12 protein-coding genes are annotated in these 17,197 nt (G+C 56.6%); 4 read left to right on the top strand and 8 right to left on the bottom strand.

From position 1 onward, the window contains the following. Window positions 1-6: 6 nt before the first annotated feature. The 3 genes from queG to DXY38_RS07555 all read left to right on the top strand — a co-directional run bounded on the left by queG (window position 7) and on the right by DXY38_RS07555 (window position 4,415). Window positions 7-984, top strand: coding sequence for a tRNA epoxyqueuosine(34) reductase QueG (gene queG, locus DXY38_RS07565; RefSeq protein ID WP_115071122.1), 978 nt, complete (start codon window positions 7-9; stop codon window positions 982-984). Beyond that, window positions 984-1,883 carry a tetratricopeptide repeat protein gene (locus DXY38_RS07560; protein ID WP_115071121.1) on the top strand — a complete coding sequence of 300 codons (900 nt, stop codon included), beginning with the start codon at window positions 984-986 and terminating at the stop codon, window positions 1,881-1,883. Before queG ends, DXY38_RS07560 begins: the two co-directional genes overlap by 1 nt. Window positions 1,884-1,952: 69 nt before the next feature. Next, a complete protein-coding gene (locus DXY38_RS07555; protein ID WP_115071120.1) occupies window positions 1,953-4,415 on the top strand; it encodes a DNA topoisomerase (ATP-hydrolyzing) subunit A in 2,463 nt (820 codons plus the stop codon). Window positions 4,416-4,432: 17 nt separating this feature from the next. Here DXY38_RS07555 and purF read toward each other — a convergent pair whose 3' ends face one another. From purF to DXY38_RS07515, 8 genes are all read right to left on the bottom strand, one after another. Further along, complete coding sequence (gene purF / locus DXY38_RS07550; protein ID WP_115071119.1) at window positions 4,433-5,938, bottom strand: amidophosphoribosyltransferase; 1,506 nt, start codon at window positions 5,936-5,938, stop codon at window positions 4,433-4,435. Then, window positions 5,938-8,271: a phosphoribosylformylglycinamidine synthase subunit PurL gene (gene purL / locus DXY38_RS07545; RefSeq protein WP_115071118.1), complete on the bottom strand. Its 2,334-nt coding sequence runs from the start codon at window positions 8,269-8,271 to the stop codon at window positions 5,938-5,940. Before purL ends, purF begins: the two co-directional genes overlap by 1 nt. Before the next feature lie 36 nt (window positions 8,272-8,307). Beyond that, a complete protein-coding gene (locus tag DXY38_RS07540) occupies window positions 8,308-9,108 on the bottom strand; it encodes an RNA methyltransferase (protein ID WP_115071117.1) in 801 nt (266 codons plus the stop codon). 16 nt (window positions 9,109-9,124) lie between these two features. Further along, window positions 9,125-10,282: a DNA polymerase III subunit beta gene (gene dnaN, locus DXY38_RS07535; protein WP_115071116.1), complete on the bottom strand. Its 1,158-nt coding sequence runs from the start codon at window positions 10,280-10,282 to the stop codon at window positions 9,125-9,127. A gap of 421 nt (window positions 10,283-10,703) precedes the next feature. Next, window positions 10,704-11,702, bottom strand: a complete 999-nt coding sequence (locus tag DXY38_RS07530; RefSeq protein WP_115071115.1) for a hypothetical protein — start codon at window positions 11,700-11,702, stop codon at window positions 10,704-10,706. 56 nt (window positions 11,703-11,758) lie between these two features. Beyond that, window positions 11,759-12,817: a threonine synthase gene (thrC, locus tag DXY38_RS07525; RefSeq protein WP_006854955.1), complete on the bottom strand. Its 1,059-nt coding sequence runs from the start codon at window positions 12,815-12,817 to the stop codon at window positions 11,759-11,761. 112 nt (window positions 12,818-12,929) lie between these two features. Further along, window positions 12,930-13,499: an alpha/beta hydrolase gene (locus DXY38_RS07520; protein WP_115071114.1), complete on the bottom strand. Its 570-nt coding sequence runs from the start codon at window positions 13,497-13,499 to the stop codon at window positions 12,930-12,932. Window positions 13,500-13,521: 22 nt separating this feature from the next. Beyond that, window positions 13,522-15,387 carry an AarF/ABC1/UbiB kinase family protein gene (locus DXY38_RS07515; RefSeq protein ID WP_170952901.1) on the bottom strand — a complete coding sequence of 622 codons (1,866 nt, stop codon included), beginning with the start codon at window positions 15,385-15,387 and terminating at the stop codon, window positions 13,522-13,524. A 75-nt stretch (window positions 15,388-15,462) separates the two neighbouring features. Here DXY38_RS07515 and recN point away from each other — a divergent pair, with 75 nt between their 5' ends. Beyond that, window positions 15,463-17,151, top strand: coding sequence for a DNA repair protein RecN (recN, locus tag DXY38_RS07510; protein WP_115071112.1), 1,689 nt, complete (start codon window positions 15,463-15,465; stop codon window positions 17,149-17,151). Window positions 17,152-17,197 lie beyond the last annotated feature (46 nt).

Below are 17,197 nucleotides of genomic sequence, written 5' to 3'. Positions count from 1 at the left end.
GCTTCCGTGACGTCCTCCACTGGACAATCCCAACTCAGTGCGGCTCTCAAGGAGCGTGCCCGCCTGGAAGGATTCGATCCTGTTGGAATCGCATGTTTACCGGGAAGTTCAAGGCTGCAGATGCGGACAGCAGTATTACAGCGCTGGCTTGACGCTGGTTTTCAAGCGGAAATGGGCTGGATGGCTGCTCCGCGCAGGCTCGACGCCAGAACACTTCTGGATGGAGCTCGGAGCTTGCTGGCCGTTGGGCTGAATTACTACGTCACCGAATCACGCCAACCAAACAGCCTTGCCATCGCTCGCTATGCATGGGGCCGCGACTATCACCGCGTCGTCAACCAAAGGCTGCGCCGCATTGGTCGCTGGCTTGAATCAGAAAGACCCGAATCGCGCTGGCGGGTTTGCGTGGATGCCGAACCCCTCTTGGATAAGGCCTGGGCAGAAGAGGCTGGTTTGGGATGGATTGGCAAACACAGCAACGTGATTCATCCACAACGAGGGTCTTGGATGGTGATCGGCCACCTCCTCACCACCGAAGATTTAGTGGCGGATCAACCGGCAGAGCCTCGCTGCGGCCGTTGCAGAGCCTGCATGGACGCGTGCCCCACCGACGCCATCCGGGAACCGTTCGTGGTCGATTCACGGCGCTGCATCGCGTATCACACAATCGAAAACCGAGACGAACAGCTTCCCGACTTAATTAAGGCTGGGATGGGTCCATGGGTGGCTGGCTGTGATATTTGCCAGGACGTCTGTCCGTTTAACCAAACGGAGCTCCCAACGAATCAGGATCCCGAGGTGCAGCCGCGTCCATGGGTGTTGGATCTGAGCGCTGCCCAAGTGAAGCAGTGGGATCCTGCGACCTGGGATCAGAAGCTGCGTGGATCCGCACTTAGGCGCATCAAACCTTGGATGTGGCGCCGCAATGCCGCCTCAGCAAAGTCAGTAGATCCACCTACTGTGTCTTCATCTGAGATTCGGTGATGGGATCCCATCGGCGTTCAAGCCAATCGTTCAACAAAGCGTGGGTGTTAGCCGCCCTGATGAGCGCGATCGGTCTGTGCAGCGCTGAACCCGCGAAAGCCCTCATCCCCTATGTGTTCACGCCCAGCACCCAAGAATTAGAAGGGGCTGGGATCGGCATCGGTCGCACTGCAGCGCAGTTGCTAAGGCTGGGACAACCCAAAGAAGCCGCCCGCTTAGCCGCCTTGGCGGTGCGTTTACAACCCAACGACGAACGGCTTTGGTCTGTCCTGGCTGAAGCGCAACTTCGGAGCGAACAACTCGACGACGCAGCTGGATCCCTGGCACGGGCGAAATCACTCAACCCAACCAACGCGGGACTTTGGTTCGCAGAAGCATCCTTAGCGCTGCGCGACAACCGTCCCGACGACGCGATCCCCCTGTTGGATCGCGGTCTCAGTCTGGATCCCAAAAACGCAACGGCCTACTTCGATCTTGGCAACGCCAGGGTGATGCAATCCGATCAAAAGCGGGCCCTGAAGGCTTTTGAGCGCGCCACGTCGATTAAGCCCAGTTTCTGGGAAGCCTTAAACAACCAAAGCCTGGTGTTGTTTGAAATGGGAAACACCAAGGAAGCGATTCGACGCTGGCGTTCCGTTTTAAAGATCAATGCCAACCCAGAGCCGATGTTGGCCTTGGCTGCCGCATTAAACAAAGTGAGGCCTGGAGATGAGGAATCCTTGAAGCTCGCTCAAAGAGCTCTTGCCGAATCTCCGAATTACGTTTTGCCAGGCCACCAAAAAAAACAACTATGGGGGCTGAAATTACGCCGAGCGACGGCTGAACTTTTCAACAATCCCAGCCTTCAAAACGCCGTCGAACGGGCCGAGGCGAATGCAGATCCCAAAAGCGCCAACTAACCAAAACCCTGGTCAAGCAGAAGAAGATCTGTAGGCTGACACTCGACTGCCCTCTTATTTCCCTGCAGGATGACCGAGGAGCGCGTTCAATCGATCGCCCTGCATCACGAGATGCAGCGCTCATACCTCGAATACGCGATGAGCGTGATCGTGGGCAGAGCCCTCCCGGATGTGCGTGATGGACTGAAACCCGTCCAACGCAGAATTCTGTTTGCGATGCATGAATTGGGGCTCACCCCCGATCGTCCCTATCGCAAATGTGCCCGTGTCGTCGGGGACGTGCTTGGTAAGTACCATCCACATGGAGATCAAGCCGTTTATGACGCCCTTGTGCGTTTGGTCCAAACCTTTTCCAGCCGTCATCCATTGCTTGATGGTCACGGAAACTTTGGCTCGGTGGATGACGATCCACCAGCAGCCATGCGCTACACAGAAACCCGACTAGCGCGGATCTCCCACGAAGGATTACTGGATGAAATCGGCGACGACACCGTCGATTTTGCCTCCAACTTTGATGGATCCCAACAGGAGCCCACGGTTCTCCCTGCCCAGCTTCCGTTTTTACTTCTCAATGGCTGCTCGGGTATCGCTGTTGGCATGGCCACCAGCATTCCTCCCCACAACCTCGGCGAGGTGGTGGACGGTCTCATTGCCCTCGTTAAAAACCCCGATCTAAGCGAAGACGATGTCTTAAAGCTGATCCCTGGGCCCGATTTCCCCACAGGCGGAGAAGTGCTTCTTGGAAGCGGCGTCCGCGAAACCTACTTAAGAGGCCGGGGCAGCATTCCCATGCGCGGCGTGGCCCATATCGAGGAAGTGCATCCCGGCAAAGGAAAGCATCGGCGGAACGCTGTGGTCGTGACCGAGCTCCCCTACCAACTCAGCAAGGCCGGCTGGATCGAAAAACTGGCTGAACACGTCAACGACGGAAAGATTGGTGGCATTGCCGATATCCGTGATGAAAGCGACCGGGAAGGGATGCGCGTGGTGGTGGAACTCCGCCGTGATGCCGATCCAGAAACCGTGCTGACTGACTTGCAAAGGCGCACGTCACTGCAAAGCAATTTTGGCGCGATCCTGCTCGCCCTCGTCGATGGCCGACCGCAGCAATTGACGCTCCGGCAGCTTCTCCAAACCTTCCTGGATTACAGAGAGCTCACGATCATTCGGCGTACCACCCATGCGCTCCGTAAAACGGAAGATCGGCTGGAAGTGGTGGAGGGCCTGACCACGGCCCTCGCCTCACTTCAACAAGTGATTGCGATGATCCAAGAAGCCAGAGATGCGGCCAAAGCACGGGCCAGCTTGATGGTGCATTTCGATCTGAGCGAACGGCAGGCTGATGCCGTGCTCGCCATGCCATTGCGCAGGCTCACAGGCTTGGAACAGGAAAGCCTGCGCAAGGAGGCGGATGATCTGCGCCAAGAAAGACAGCGACTCACCCTGCTGCTGGAAAACCGTGACCAATTGCTGGATGCCCTGATCCAGGAACTGCGCCAGCTCAAAAAACGCTTTGCAACGCCAAGGCGCACCCGGCTGGTGGAGGGTGGTGACCATCTGCTTGCCGAGCGGGCCGCCAGTCAACGGCCCAATGCCGAACTACAGAGGCGCCAAGCCCTGGATGCCCTTCCGAGCGAATCCAGGTTGCTGATTCAAGACGACGGTCAGGTAAAAATCATCAGTCCACAGCTGCTGGGACGCCTGCATCTCAACGATCCAGCTCCGATGGGGGATGAACCCTCTCCAGCTCTCATCAGCTTGCCCATCCAGCCTCCACCACGACTTTTGGCTGTGACCGTGAGCGGTCGTGTAGCGCTTGTGCGCTGGGAATTTGCGGGACAGCAACAAGGAACCCTCGAACGATTCCTCCCCACAGCGCTTGAAGGTGATGTGGTGGTGTCCCTACTGCCCTTACCCAATCCAGAGGATCTCAGTGCCAATGAGACGAAATCGCTTGGATTATTAACCAGTGATGGCCGGTTCAAACGGCTTCCGCTCAAGGACATCCAGGAATTGTCGGGGCGAGCCGCGACCGTTTTAAAACTGAAAGAAGGAGTGAGCCTGAAAGCGGCCTTGATCTGTCAAGACGGCGCTGATGTCGCCGTCATCAGCGATATCGGCAGGATTCTTCGTCTGCAAGCAGGGGAAGCAAATCTGCCGTTGATGGGCAAGTTGGCCCAAGGACCGATCACCATGCGATTGCTCCCTGGCGAACAGCTGGTCACCGCAATCGCGGGGCATGCTGAACGACCAACAACCATCCTTCTGGCGAGTCAAACAGGCCGTCTCCACTGGTTGGAACTCACAACCATCCGCCCCTGCAAACGGGGCGATCTCGGTGAAATGGGCTGGGAACTGAATTCCGAGTCCAACAACGGGGGCGAGCGCATTGCAGCAGCTTGCCTCGCCGATTCCCTGATTGGTGTGGTGACGTCCAACGGTCGCCACGGACGCCTGAAGGTGCACGAGCAGGATCAGCTCACGCTGAAAGACAACGAAACCATCCTGCGATTGGTGCCCTTAATCAGCTGATCAGAACAGAACAGTGATTAGAGATTGGTTGCCGCCACCCCTGCTGGTTCCAACATCAATTTGCTCGCCTTGATCGAGGCGTCCATCGGAACCGGGTAATCCCCGTCGAAGCAGGCCGTACAGAAATGTTCTGACTGGGCATGGGCAGCTTCCACCATTCCCTCCTTGCTGAGATAGGCAAGTGAATCAACCTTGAGATGCTCTTCGATTTCTTTGAGCGTGAGTCGAGCGGCGATCAACTGATCCTGCGTATCGGTATCGATGCCGTAAAAACAGGGATGGGTCACTGGTGGGGAACTAATCCGCATGTGCACCTCAGTGGCGCCTGCATCACGGAGCGCCTGAACCAATTTTTTACTGGTGGTGCCACGAACAATCGAGTCATCAATCACCAAAACCCTTTTGCCAGTTAAAACATCTGGCAGTGGATTGAGCTTCACGCGAATCCCGGCCTCACGCATCGCCTGAGTGGGCTGGATGAAGGTTCTGCCGACGTAGCGGTTTTTGATCAGTCCATCGGCATAGGGGATACCACTGGTCTGGGAATACCCGATCGCAGCTGGAATTCCGGAATCAGGAACACCAATCACGAGATCCGCCTCGACCGCAGATTCACGGGCCAGAATCTGGCCGATGCGCTGTCGATAGCTGTAGAGCGATTCACCAAAGAAACGACTATCAGGGCGCGCGAAATAGATCATTTCAAAAACGCACATGCGGGTGGTGGGTTCAATCCAGCGATGCCGTTCTGGAGTGGGGTCCCCACAACGGAACACCACTAATTCGCCAGGTTCAACATCAGCAACGAACGGAGAGCCAATGATGTCGAGCCCACAGGTTTCACTACTGAGAACCCAGTGTCCAAGGTCTTGATCACCGAGATAGCCATACACCAGGGGGCGAATCCCATAACCATCCCGCAGGCCGTACAGGGCATCTGGCGTTCCAATCACCAAACTGAAAGCGCCCTGGCACTGGGAGGCAGCCGCTTTAATCCCCTCAGTCCAATCCAAACCCCCATCCACAGCCTGCTGAACCGCGTAAGCGATCAACTCTGAATCCGTGGAGGAGGTGAACTCCACTTCACCGTCATCCACCTGAGCTCGCAACTCGGGTGCATTCACGAGATTGCCGTTATGCGCCAGCGCAAAGGGGCCGAGACGGGTCATCAGGACCACGGGCTGGGCATTGCAAACCTTGCTGCTCCCAGTGGTGGAATAACGGTTATGGCCAACGGCTAAACCACCAGGCATGCGCTCGAGCACCTCCTGATCAAACACCTGGCTCACCAGGCCCATGTCCTTGTGGAGCCTGACCTTGCCTTCGTTAAAAACAGCAATGCCAGCAGATTCCTGACCGCGATGCTGCAGGGCGTAAAGACCGAAATACACCAGGTTGGCGACTGGCTGATCCAAGGCCTGAACAGCGAAAACGCCGCAGGCTTCTTCCATGCGATCGGGACGCTCTATCTCGAGCTGATGCACCGGCCGCCTCGACTTCGGATGGGTGTTCAGATTCTGCATCAAACCGCACCAAGGCGACGGGGAATGGCTTGTTCGTATTGCTCTCGCAGCGACTCAACGGCAAGGTCAATCACAGGATGATGTCCCACCGACAAGCGGAAACAACCATGGTCGGCAACGGTTCCGATCTCTGTCACAGGAACATGTTGATGCTCTTGAGAAGCCACTAAGGCTTGCCAAGCCGGGCGCTGTTCGGCGCGCACCGAAACGACGATGCGTGCTCCACCCTCAGCAAACAAAACACGATCCAGCCGAGCGGACCCCTGTGGCAGGTTGAGATCAACGCCAAGTCCCGAGGCCAGGGCACTTTCCGCAAGCGCTACGGCTAGCCCACCATCGCTGCTGTCATGGGCTGAGGCCAACACGCCCTGGGCAAATGCCTGACGCACCAAGGCCTGAACTTGCCCCTCCAACTCCAGATCCACGCTTGGTGGACGGCCTGTCAGCAACCCATGAACAACTCCCTGATAGCTGCTGCCCGCCAAACCAAGGCCTTCATTCCCCTCCTCGTCGGTGGAGACACCAAGCAGCATCACAAGATCGCCAGGTTGGCGCCAAGCCAAACCTCCGGAGCAGTCGAGATCTTCCACCAGTCCCACCATGCCCACCACAGGCGTGGGATGAATGGGCTGAAGACTGCCATCATCGGCCCTGGTTTCGTTGTAGAGAGAAACGTTGCCGCCGGTGACAGGGGTGCCCAAGGTGCGACAGGCATGGGATAGGCCGCGGCATGCCATCGCCAACTGCCAATACCCCCTGGGGGTTTCTGGAGATGGGAAGTTCAGGTTGTCTGTCACAGCGATCGGCTGGGCTCCCACACAGCTGAGATTGCGAGCAGCCTCTGCGACCGCTGCAATCGCTCCTCGCTCTGGATCAAGGGCCACCCAGCGATTGGGACAATCCAGCGTGGCCGCAACGCCACGCTGAGACGTTTGCAGTGACGCCTCACCCTGTTGAGGTCGCAGTCGCACCACAGCAGCATCCGCACCACCGGCTCGAATCACCGTATTGGCCAACACCTGCTGGTCATATTGGCGATAGATCCAGCGCTTGCTGGCAATCGTGGGGTCATCGAGCAAACGCAACAGATCGGCATTCCAATCGCGATCGATGGCAGGACTGGGAAGATCTGATTCACGCCAGGTCCAGTGCATCTGGATGTCCTCTGGGGGCTCGGACAGCAGCTCGTGCTTGTTGATCGGGGTGTCTTCCGCCAAGGCCCGGGCCGGCACTTCTGCCGCCACGGCACCGTGCTGCAGCACCCTCACCACTGGCTCCTCCAAAACGCGACCAACCACCGCTGCCTGGAGTCCCCAACGACGGAAACGTTGCATCAGCTGCTCCTCTCGACCCGAACGCACCACGAACAACATGCGCTCTTGAGATTCCGAAAGCAGGAATTCATAAGCGGTCATGCCGTGTTCTCTTGCGGGCACCCGATCGAGATCCAACTCGACACCCACATCCCCCTTCGCCGCCATCTCCGAACAACTACAGGTGAGCCCCGCAGCACCCATATCCTGAGCAGCAACCACATCCCCGCTTTGAAAGGCTTCAAGACAAGCCTCGATCAAGCCCTTCTCCAGAAAGGGATCGCCCACCTGAACAGCCGGGCGATCATCCAGTGAATCGGCACTGAGCTCAGCGCTCGCAAAACTGGCGCCTCCCATGCCATCCCGGCCGGTGGTGCTGCCCACGTACACCACGGGATTGCCGACGCCCGCGGCTCCCGAGCGGACGATGTCATCCGTTTCCATCAGGCCCAGGGCCATGGCATTCACCAAGGGATTGCCCTGATACGACGGATCGAATGCCACCTCTCCACCCACGGTTGGCACGCCGACGCAATTGCCGTAGTGAGCAATGCCAGCCACAACCCCTTCCACCAATCCACGGGTAGCGGGTTCCTCCAGCGGTCCAAAGCGCAAGGCGTTCAGCAACGCAATCGGCCTGGCACCCATCGTGAAAATGTCACGCAAGATGCCGCCAACGCCAGTGGCCGCACCTTGAAAAGGCTCCACAGCGGATGGGTGGTTGTGGCTTTCCACCTTGAACGCCAAGCGGTGACCTTCACCCAGGTCCACCACGCCAGCGTTTTCTCCAGGACCGACAAGGATGCGTGGGCCTTCTGTGGGGAAGCCACTCAACAGGGGTCTGGAATTGCGGTAACAGCAATGCTCGGACCACATCACACCAAACATGCCCAACTCAGCACGGTTGGGATCCCGTCCAAGACGCCGCTGAATTTCGCTGTAATCCGTTTCAGTGAGCCCTTCCTGGCGCAGAGCTGCCCCAAGATCAAATGCCGCAACCGCATGAGAGGACTGGGTCACAACCGATGAGTCATCTGTACCCAGTGTTGCCGACGATCAGACCCAAGGATCTTCCTCATGATCGGGCCAATCATTTCGAGCCCTCGAATCATTTCGAACGGAACGGCCACGCTCAACCGGAGGATCATCGGGCCAATCAGCATCATCCCAGTCATCGATGGGGTCCACAGAAGGCGATGCTTCCGTCGGATAGGAAGACTCCAGGTCAGAGGCCCCAAGAGGCTCGTCCCATGGGGGTTGTTCTAACCAACCCTCTAAGCGCTCACCAGCGCGATCTCCAAACTGCTGCAGCTGTTCTCTCCAGTGTCTTGAGCGCTGAAGAAAATCCTGACGAACACTGGCCCGAGCCAGAGGTAAATCATCAAGTTCATGGATCGCCGTGGAGACCAAGCCGGGCTGTTGGTCAACGATTCGATCCGGCAACAAGCGCCAGCGACTGGTTCCAGGCAGCCGAGGGTCACTGCGTGCCACGAGGTAATGACTGATCTGCCCGCTCGCAGGCAAAAAGGCCAAATCAGCGATGATCCCGATCCTCTCTCCATCCACGTTGAGAAGATCGGCATCCAACAGGGTTGGCAAGCGATCCAAGGTGATCTGATCGGCTTCAGCAGGAGCCCCTTTCACAAACACCTGCTGATCGTCGAATCCCCGACATTGATCAAGACGCCAAACGTCTCGGCTTGTACGCAACGCAGACGGGCGACTCACCCAACCGAGCAGACGGTGCACTGGTGGGTGCATCCAAGCCATGACCCCTGGTCCATGGTCAAGGCCCTGATCACAGCGCACCCGGTGGTGCAACAGATCGCTCAAGAGGAGCTGGTCCGGAACAGTCAAGGTGTCGTGAACGGTGTCAGGAACGAATCTGAACAGGCATCACCAGATAGGTGAGGCCTGGATCATCGTTAGCGGGGGTCAGAATCGCCGGCGTCGTGGGGGCGTTGCAAGACAGTCGGACCCGATCACAATCCATGGCCTTGAGACCATCCAGCACATAGCGCACGTTGAAGGCAATTTGCACGGCATCACCGTTGATCTCTGCCGGTAAAGACTCAGAACCACTGCCCACCTCCTGGGCATCCGCACTGATCTGAACCAGTCCCGTGGCTGACTCCGTAGCGATCCTGACCACATTGTTGTGTTGGTCGGCCAAGACAGCAATGCGTTCCAAAGCAGAAATAAAAGCCCGCCGATCGAGATCAATCGTGCGGCTAAAACTATCGGGAATCAGCTGGCGGTAATTGGGATAGGTCCCTTCCAAGGTGCGACTGGTCACCATCTGATCGGCCGCGAGCACCACAACCTGACCTCGCTCACAAAACAGGCTGACCGGATCGTTTCCTTTCCAGCTCGCCATTAATCGCTCCACCTCACGCAGGGAACGTGCCGGAAGCGTGACGGCTAATTCATCAGGCTCAGACTCGTCGACACTGATTTCAGCCTGCAAGGCATCCTCAACCGTCAACATCGCAAGCCGATGCCCGTCGGTGGATGCGGCCTCCAAACGCTTTTGATTGAAGCGCAGATGAACTCCAGTGAGGAGTTGTTTCGCTTCATCAGCACTACTAGCAAACAAGGTTGCACGCAGGGCTTTCAGCAGAGATGAGGGATCCACCCGTAAGGCGGTGCCGTTCTCCACGAGAGGAAGCTCGGGAAAATCATCCGCAGGCATTCCTCGCATCTGATAGCTGCCGCTCGAGCTGGTGAGCTCCACCTGTTCAGCGCCGGCATCACAGGACAACGACACCGGCGAATCGCTGGATAACTTGGAAACAATTTCGCCTAGCAAGCGGGCGGGCAAGGTCACGGCACCACTGCTTTCGACAGAAGCGGGGAGTGACGTCTGAATTCCCAAATTCAGATCGAATCCAGTGAGGCTGAGGCGATCGGTGCCGGCATCAGCGGTGAGCAAAACATTGGCCAACACCGGATGGGTTGGACGCGAGGCGACAGCTCGACTGACCAACTGAAGGGCTGCGTTGAGTTCTGCCTGGGAACAGACCAGTTTCATGAGGTCCGAGTCAACGGCGTGAACAAATCTCACCTCACGATTTCACACGGTTGGGAGAAGCGCAATGCTTTCACGTTTTTTTCGTGTTCCCCGGCTTTAGGGCTGTTTTTATTTTCTTAAAAGAACTACTAAAACAGCCGTAGTAGGTCTTGTGGAAACAGGGGAAATAAGCCCAAAACCTCCTGTTATTACCCGCTTTTGAAGCCGGTGCGTTGTGGAATGAATAGAGAGCGATGGGGAGATTCGCCCTGTTTCCCCATCACTCACACCCTGGGGAAAACTTCTGGCTGCTTGGGGTGAGGAGTTGTCCTTAGTTTTCCACGGTTTTGAGTCGGGCGAATCAGTGGATTCCTCAGGCAGTTTCTGGTCCGAACCCAGCTGATTTGGTGCCCATTAATGCCGTTGCATGGATGCCGGTGCGTCAAACCAGGGTTTGAATGCCGAGTGCAATCCCGAGGCTCACAACAAGGCCAACGAAGGCCTTCCAAAGGTCCATACCGATGATCCTGCCAAGATTTCCCCCCTCACGATTGGTGAATACAACCTCAAACTCCTGTTCCTTGACCCGCAGGGCGATCTCCCGACCACCGATCAATCCCAGGAACACCCATGTGGTGCTGAGGGGGAAGCTGGATAGGAAGGCTTTGTAGAGCAGGCACAGTCCAAAGAAGAAATCAATCACCGTGGCCGATCGCAGATCGGAGGTGTTGGTTTTGGTGCGTAAGACGGCCTGGAGCGGGCCACCACCGGTGGCGACCAGCACACATAGGCCCACGCAGAGCACCGCCGTGCAGATCGCCATGGCCAAGAAGTCAAGTTGGCGAGGCAGGAAAACAAAAATGTTCGCGAGGTCCTGCACCAGCCACATGCTCCATAGAAAACCGGTGGAGAACCACTGCAGGCCATACCAGATCTTGTTGACTTGTTTGCCTTCTTGAGTCCGCAGGAAGACCCAGCGCTCCAGCAGCCACACGCCCAGGCCGTAGGCGCTGAGACCAACGAAAAACGCCACGATGTAACCCGTCAGAGAGCTCGTTAGCAGCTGTCCGATATTGGCTGGATGGAACGAGGAGAGCACCAGAAAGGAGGTGCTCACGGGGGCACCCCATTGAGTAAGCGCCAGAACGGCGAGGGGAGGAAGGATGTAGACCCAGGTGAAGGGTTCAGGAAGTGGAAACTCCTGACCAGGAACATTGAGACGACCCCAGGCAGGATCACCGTTCTTGAGAAACCAACCGAGCATCAGCACCGCAATCGTGACCGTGCTGATGAAGGCCATCTGCACCACTTTTGGACTGCGTGTCTTGTTCGAAGAGATGTAAGTCCCGAGGGTTTGAAGTGAGTCGTTGGCAACAACCGAGTAGGCCGCCAATAAGAAGCCAACGATCATCCAGGTGTTGACATCCATGAATCCGCTCATCCGGATGACATCAACAAACTGCAGCCTGTGTGTTCGCGCTTCAATCGCGTGCCGCTTTAAAAACCCATCACCTTGGCCACGGTGCTCAGATCGGGATCAAGATCGGCGTAAAAGGCGGCGTCATTGTTGTTGATCGCGCAGTCCGGATCTTTCAGACCATTCCCGGTCAACACACAGACCACGGTGGATCCGTCTGGCACCTCTGCTGCCCGTTTGATCAAGCCCGCCACTGAGGCTGCACTGGCGGGTTCACAGAAGATTCCCTCCTGGCCACCGAGAAGTTTGTAGGCAGCGATGATTTCCTCATCGGTGACATCTAGGAAGGCTCCGTTGCTGGCCTGACGGGCTGCGATCGCCTTGTCTCGATTCACCGGGTTGCCAATGCGAATCGCGGTCGCGATTGTTTCTGGATCACTCACGGTGGTTTCATTCACCAGCGGCGCGGAGCCACTGGCCTGAAACCCCATCATTCGCGGCAAACGCCGACTGCGACCAGCTTGTTGATATTCCTGGAATCCCATCCAGTAAGCCGTGATATTTCCGGCATTGCCCATCGGAATACACAGCCAGTCGGGAGCATCTCCTAGGGCATCGACGATTTCAAAGGCTGCTGTTTTCTGTCCCTGCAATCGGTAAGGGTTCACCGAATTCACCAGGGTGATGGGGTACTTCTCGGCTGCTTCGCGAACGATGTCGAGGGCACGGTCGAAATTGCCCCGGATCGCGAGCACTTCGGCTCCGTAGACCAGGGCCTGCGCCAGTTTCCCTTGCGCGACGTATCCGTCTGGGATCAACACGAAGGCCCGCATCCCGCCTCGTCGGGCATAGGCGGCCGCGGCAGCACTCGTATTGCCTGTGCTGGCACAAATCACCGCCTCACAGCCCGCTTCTTTAGCCTTGCTAATCGCCATGGTCATCCCCCGATCCTTGAAGGATCCGGTGGGATTGAGACCGTCGTATTTGATGAACACCTTCACGCCACGACCAATCCGTTCCGCAATGGATGGGACAGGGATCAGCGGAGTGGCACCTTCGTGGAGGGTGATCACTGGAGTGGCTGAGGAAACGGGAAGCCAGGATCGATAGGCTTCAATCAGTCCTGGCCAGTCCTGCATGACTGGTTTGGCCGTGAAACGCCGGCGGAGGTTCTTGAGTACGGACACCCGCAGAGAGCAGCAATTCCAGAAATCTATGTGTCTGGATCGAGGGGCCGGGTGGAAGAGGGCTTTATTTCAAACCGTCGAGGGGTGAATCGGAGAAGAATTTCACCAAGCCAGCAATGGATTCAGCTTTTTCGATCAAGGCCATTAGAGCAGGAATATTCACCTCCATCACCTCTGCTGGATAGGCATCCAGAAAGTTGATCACGGTGAGGCCACCCTCTTCTTTTTGCAGACCGTTAATCACACCGGCTCGGATGGCAGGAACGCTCACCGAGGGATCGGGCACTTTGAGGGGATAAATGATCGTTGCGACACGGCGGATGATGACGTCTCCAATCCGAGTGGACATCAAACGACTGGTAAGAACTAAGGGAAGATCAAGCTTCTGGTTCAGTAATTTGGCGACCTCTTTGGGATCCTGTTTTCCAAGGCGAAGAACATCAGAGAGAATGCCTCTGGCTTTGCCAGTGTCCGCGAGATAGACAAGGTCACTCACAGAGATCGATCGTTTATAGGCTCCGCTGACGAGAGCAACATCCTTGGCAGCATGGACCGGTTGAAACGCAGATGAAATGCTGAGACCGATTGCGGTACCAAGCGCCAGGATGGTTTGGCGGCTGGATTTGCGGGGCATGATCTTGAACAATTGCCGGAATCTAATTCGGACTTCCTGCTGCTGCTTTAACGAGGCGGACAACTCCGCGTTCGGCTAATCCTTGTGCCAGCGCAACCCCCATTTGTCTTGCATCGCGCTCACGAATCAAGCGAGGAAGCCGACTAAACACAAGATCTGGGTTGAAACCTGGCAACTGCTGCAAAACGTTGATGAGCTGTCGGATCGGTTCAAGGTCGAGATAGTTGTCTTCGTTGAGGGATGGCGAAATATCGAGGAGCAGCGGCGGTTGTAAAGGACGGGGCAAACGGCGTCCGATGCGTTGTAGGGCTGTCCAGCCAATCGCATCCAAACGATCCGCTACCGCTTCAACCAATTGATTGCGGAGCATGCCGCCGTTGGCTGAAAACAGAAAGTCGAGCACTTGATCGAGCAACGACTCGAGATCTAATTGGTTTTGACTCCCTGCACTTGCAACAAGACCTTCCAGTCTTGTCCAACGGAATGCATCACCTTCGAACAACATTTCTTTGAGACTTTGACGCAATTGAGGATCAGGATCTTCCATCAAACGTCTCGCGAAGTAGGGGTAGGCCGCACCAAGAATTTTGAACTCCGAATCCACGCTCAGGGCAATGCCTTCAAGGGTGACGAGAGAGCGAAGGATGAGGGCGTAGTAAGGGGGAACTCGGAAGGGGAATTTGTACATCACACCTGACATATCGTCGGTCACACTTTTGAAATCCATGCGATTAACGCCCATCTCGATCGCTTGACTGAAGACGGATTCAAAAGCAGGAACGATCGGCTCCAAATTCACGTCTTCGGCTAAAAATCCGAGCGTGACGAAATCCTTGGAGAGTTTTCCAAAGTTGCGATTTACAAGATGAACAACCGCTTGGATGAGTCCGGTTCGGGATTCACGGCTGACCTCACTCATCATCCCGAAATCGAGGTAGCAGAGTCGACCATCGGCCATCGCTAGGAGGTTTCCAGGGTGGGGGTCAGCGTGGAAAAACCCATGTTCGAGCAGCTGTTGCAAACTGCAGCTCACTCCCACTTCCACCATGTCATTGGGATCAATTCCTAACTCCCGAACAGCTTCGAGATTGGTGAGTTTGACGCCATCGATCCATTCCATTGTGAGCACCCGTCGACTGGTGGCTTCTGAAAAAATTTCGGGAACGGCGATGCGCGGGTTTTGTTTGTGTAATTCGCGGAATTTATTTGCATTAGCTGCTTCGTTGAGATAATCCATCTCTTCAAAAACGCGGCTCCCTAATTCATCGATCAGTGCAACAAGATCGCTACGAATAAGGCCGATGTTGCTATTCAGCCATGCAGCAATGTTGCGAACAATGTAGAGGTCAAGAGTGATTTGTTCTCGCAACCCAGGGCGTTGCACCTTCACGGCAACTTTCTGGCCGTTCTTGAGATACCCCTGGTGCACTTGGCCCAGCGATGCTGCGGAGATAGGTTCGCGGTCGAGTTCGGAGTAGATGCTGTCGACCGGTGCACCGAGGTCATCCTCGATGCAGGCCATGGCAAGGTCGCTATCGAAGCCAGGAAGTTGATCTTGGAGTTGGGCCAGTTCCTCGAGCAGCACAGGAGGAACGATGTCTGGACGGGTGGAAAGCGCTTGGCCCGCCTTAATGAATGCAGGGCCTAGATCAACGAGCAAGTTGGCACATTCCCTGGCTCTGGTTCGGGCTCGCTCCTGATTGCTGAGCAGTCCTAGAAGCTTGTCAACACCAACTCCGAGCAGCAAAAGCCCAATGGGGACGAGGGTTTGCCAGAGGCGGCGCAGGAGGCGTTGCGGATGGCCGGCATAGATCCGCGTGATGGCAGCCGGGTCGTACTCCAGCAGACCGGCGGCCTCAATGAAATCTCCTAGCTCTTGTTGTGCCACAGCCGCCACTGCGTTGGTGGTCCCTTCTAAACGACCGAAGCCGTCGCTACGGTTTGTTGAACCTCGAGATTCGCCGTGCTGACCGGTCTGAGACTGGACAACATCGCACTGATCGAGCGCTTGGAGTTGGCGTTCGAACAAGGTTTTACCGTGCTGACCGGTGAGACAGGGGCAGGAAAGTCACTGTTGTTAGATGCGCTTGATGCTCTCCTGGGTGGCATGCAAGGGACGTCTGCGGGGCGCTTGGTAAGGACGGGTTGTGATCGCGCGGTGATTGAAGCGACTTTCACCCCCGACGACGCTGCGCGACGTTGGCTTCAAGAGCATCAACTGGATGATGACGGCGGTGATTTGGTTCTGTCGCGGGAGTGGCGACGACAAGACGAACGCTTGAGCAGTCGCTCAAGGCTGAATGGCACCGTCGTGAACCGGCAGCAATTGCTTCAGCTCAGGCCCTTGTTGATTGATCTCACCGTGCAGGGTCAAACCCAGCAGCTTGCCTATTCGGGTCAGCAACGTCGTTGGATCGATCGACTCGGCGGTGAGCCGCTCGCGCAGTGTTTACAAACTGTGCGCGAGTGTTTCCAGGTTTGGCAGACCTGCCATGCCGAGGTGTTGAAGCTGGAGAAAGATCGACGTCGTCTCCAAGAGGAGCAGCAGGAGCAAGACGCGTTGTTGATGGAACTCGAGGCAGCTTCCCTTGATGACCCCTCCGAAATTCAACAGTTGGAACAGGAGCAAGACCGCTTGGTCCATGGCGTGCGCTTGCTCGAGGGTCTTGCTGTGTTGATTGGCCGGCTTCAAGACGGCGCTGAGCAGGCTCCATCGGTTTTGGATCACCTCACGGCCTGCTGCCACGAGCTGCAGCAATTGCAGACCCTTGATGCCTCCCTGAACGTTTCGGCTGAGAGCTGCCTTGATCTGGAGGCTGGTGTTCTCGATTTAATCCGGGGCCTGGAAGCGTATGGAGCGGCTTTGGAGAGCGATCCAGAACGATTGGGTGTGCTGCAGGAACGGCTGGCTTTGCTGAAACGCTTGGAGCGGCGTTATGGCGTTGAACTGAAGGTGTTGATTGAGCGGCGTGATGCGTTGCGCGATCAACATGCCGCTGGGGGTGCCGACGCGGCGTTGGAGGTGTTGCGCCACCAGGAACAAGAGGCTCGCAAGCATCGCGATTCCTGCAACCAATCGCTCACGGCTTTGCGACAGGCTTCCGCCGTGGGCTTGGAGGAGCGCTTGACGGCCCACTTGCGACCGATGGGCCTTGAAAATGTGCGCTTTCGGGTGGATTTCTCTGCAGCTGATCCCATGGATCTAGGCGCAGATGCGATCTGCTTCTTATTTTCGGCGAATCCAGGCCAGCCCCTGTCCCCGTTAGGAGAGGTGGCCTCAGGAGGGGAGATGTCGCGTTTTCTGTTGGCACTCAAAACCTGTCTGGCCGATGTGGATGGTTCCAGCACCTTGTTGTTTGACGAGATCGATAGTGGCGTGAGCGGCCGCGTCAGTGGAGAGATGGCCAACTTGCTGCGAACCATGGCCGAGCACCGCCAGGTGTTTTGTGTGACCCATCAACCCTTAGTGGCCGCCGCTGCAGATCATCACTTCCGCGTTAGCAAGGAGGTGCTGAACGGTGAAACCTGCTCGCGAGTGTCCCACCTGCGGGACACTCAGGCCAGACGCCAAGAATTGGCTGAATTGGCTGGAGGGGATTTTGATGATGCTCAGGCCTATGCGGCAAGTTTGTTGGATCAGCGAGCAGCCTGAACAGCAGCAGTCTCCTTAGACTATTGGGCTGCTGAACACATTCCGT

Origin of the sequence: Synechococcus sp. UW179B, assembly GCF_900474245.1 — a bacterium.
Classification (GTDB): Bacteria; Cyanobacteriota; Cyanobacteriia; order PCC-6307; family Cyanobiaceae; genus Synechococcus_C.
Note: the sequence above shows the minus strand (reverse complement) of the source record. Positions and strands in the feature narration are given on the sequence as shown.

Coding starts and splice junctions, on each gene's coding strand:
- DXY38_RS07520 (WP_115071114.1), bottom strand. CDS start 13,499: ATGCCCCGCAAATCCAGCCGCCAAACCATCCTGGCGCTTGGTACCGCA.
- DXY38_RS07560 (WP_115071121.1), top strand. CDS start 984: ATGGGATCCCATCGGCGTTCAAGCCAATCGTTCAACAAAGCGTGGGTG.
- DXY38_RS07555 (WP_115071120.1), top strand. CDS start 1,953: ATGACCGAGGAGCGCGTTCAATCGATCGCCCTGCATCACGAGATGCAG.
- DXY38_RS07530 (WP_115071115.1), bottom strand. CDS start 11,702: ATGAGCGGATTCATGGATGTCAACACCTGGATGATCGTTGGCTTCTTA.
- dnaN (WP_115071116.1), bottom strand. CDS start 10,282: ATGAAACTGGTCTGTTCCCAGGCAGAACTCAACGCAGCCCTTCAGTTG.
- purF (WP_115071119.1), bottom strand. CDS start 5,938: ATGCAGAATCTGAACACCCATCCGAAGTCGAGGCGGCCGGTGCATCAG.
- thrC (WP_006854955.1), bottom strand. CDS start 12,817: ATGCAGGACTGGCCAGGACTGATTGAAGCCTATCGATCCTGGCTTCCC.